Origin of the sequence: Clostridium sp. AM29-11AC (assembly GCF_003480545.1) — a bacterium.
Classification (GTDB): Bacteria; Bacillota; Clostridia; order Lachnospirales; family Lachnospiraceae; genus Otoolea; species Otoolea saccharolyticum_A.
On record NZ_QUJI01000055.1, the window covers coordinates 1 to 2151 of the forward strand.

Annotated in this window: 1 protein-coding gene and 2 pseudogenes; 2 read left to right on the forward strand and 1 reads right to left on the reverse strand. The window is 38.9% G+C overall.

What is annotated here, in order from left to right:
- Positions 1-277: pseudogene (locus tag DW757_RS17495) on the forward strand (hypothetical protein); the annotation flags it as partial.
- Between the two features lie 432 nt (positions 278-709).
- Positions 710-943 carry a helix-turn-helix transcriptional regulator gene (locus DW757_RS17120; RefSeq protein ID WP_087384568.1) on the forward strand — a complete coding sequence of 78 codons (234 nt, stop codon included), beginning with the start codon at positions 710-712 and terminating at the stop codon, positions 941-943.
- 1019 nt (positions 944-1962) lie between these two features.
- Here DW757_RS17120 and DW757_RS17540 read toward each other — a convergent pair.
- A pseudogene (locus DW757_RS17540) lies at positions 1963-2151 on the reverse strand (group II intron reverse transcriptase/maturase); the annotation flags it as partial.

Consider the following 2151-nt stretch of genomic DNA (forward strand, 5'->3'; position numbering starts at 1 on the left):
AATTCTTACCAAAAAGGAGTCATTTTCTTCCAAAGACACAAACTTTTTTACACTACCATATACAGATCTCAAGTTTAAGTTCAATTCTTCTGATGAAATCGTTTCCATCACTGATGAGGACGGAAACGATATGACAGATACTGTATTAGGTAACGCTACTATTCCATACATTGCTTTATATGACGGATACTTCACATATAAAGCAGATAAAGATGGAGAACCTACAGATGCTGCCACATGGTATACAGCAAAAGAGGCTCCAGACTGGATTGACTAATATTACCGCAGGTTTTCTTGTAATCTGCTAATTAATTAAAAAGGCGTTGGCAGAGAAATTTAATTATTTCTTCTGCCAGCGCTTTTGGTTTTTGAAAAATCTGCTTTGCTTATAATGCATTTTCATTGTTACTATCCTGAGTATTTTTGTATACTATTACGTTCAAATGAAAGTTTCCTGAATACCTTTCATATCGTACCCATGAAAGTTATTACAATAATTTCAGCTAAACATTAACCCAAATATTGTATCAGAATATTGATATCCCTAATCCTATACATCAATAACTGCTTTTAATTGTAAATTTTCTTCAATTCTCTCTGAACAATTTAAGATTATGTTGAATATCCCTATATAGATATATTATCCAAATATTGGTTATATACAACATGTTCGATTCGTTATTTAATGGATAGGGAAAGGGTGAGAAAAATGATAACATATGATAAGTTGTGGGAAACTATGAAGGAAAAGCAGATGAGCCAGTACCGTTTAATCAGATACTACGGCTTCAGCGCCGGCCAAATTGGACGTCTGAAAAAGAACATGTATGTGTCTACCCATACGCTGGAAGTCCTCTGCCAAATCTTGAACTGCAGAATCGAGGATATTGTAGAGTATATTCCTGACGAGGAGCAGCAGCCGATAATTTGCAGGCCAGAGTAAAAAAGCACTAGCCGGTCAAAATAACTCAAACGCTATCGTCTTACGAAGGTCATACGGCTCTTCTGCCGCACAAAAAAGGATATAAGACAGTAATACCGCTTTCAGCCTGTCTGGAGGCGGTATTTTTCATATTCACAGAAGAAACTTCCTCCTGCTTTGTTCGAATTTTTCCTCCTGCAATATATGCCACTTTCTTTTTTGATAAATCCCCGGGACTGGCAAAACGTATGGAAAAATTCGTCAGCTGCCACAATCTCTTTCCTTTTTCCGGAAGCCTGATACACGTTCAGACACTGTGCCTCATCTGAATCCCGTTTTTTAATTCAATTCAAAAAACTATATGCCTTTTAAGCGATTTAAAAGGGTATTAGAACGGCCTTTCCGCGTCTTTGAGGAAAAGCTCGGGTTATCCATATTAAATTCGCTAAAATGGCAAATAGAACTCTCTCCAGGTATCTGCCCTTTAAGGCCTCAGAGAGTTATATTCGCTTCATGCTGCAGAAAAGAGCATAAAAGAAATCCACGGATATAAAAGGTTCTGCCGCTTAAAAATCTCCTTAAGGATGAATAAGTTTATGCAGGTCTTGCTGATACAGGTTTAAACGTAGCCGTTACAAACCTGGTCTATGTCAACCTTGTAGGACTGCACAGCCCTTTATCATTACCCGCAGATAGTGCTTTTCCATGCTAAATGTCTGATTTTCCGTTTTTTTCTATCTTTATTTCCGACTTTTTTAATTCATACATGCATTTGGTTGTTACTTCCTATTATTTTCCTGTGAGCATGCACTGTCTCAATCACCAATTAGGCTGCCGGTGAATCCTCTAGGGAGCAGTCATCCTTTTCTTCGTGTCTGTTCTTCACGATATAAGCTTTGAAAATTCCTATAAAATTTATAGATACCACACTTAAGCAGAACTTCTCCGTAAATTACAGGATGTTCCTCCATACGATCGGATAGGGGAGATTTGACCCTCCCCTTCCACACCACGTAGCGTACCGTTCGGTACTACGCGGTTCAATAGTTTACACGTACTTTTAGATAGTGGGCAGTCATGGATGGATATCCGAGTCTGTCCACTATTATTGTCTTGGTAAGCACCGAGTTCAACATTTCCGCCGCTCTCCATGTTCCCTTCCGGCAGTTCGCCATCTTATGCACCTGCCGCTCCGGCAGCTGGAGTGCCCGAAATATTTTATATCTCGT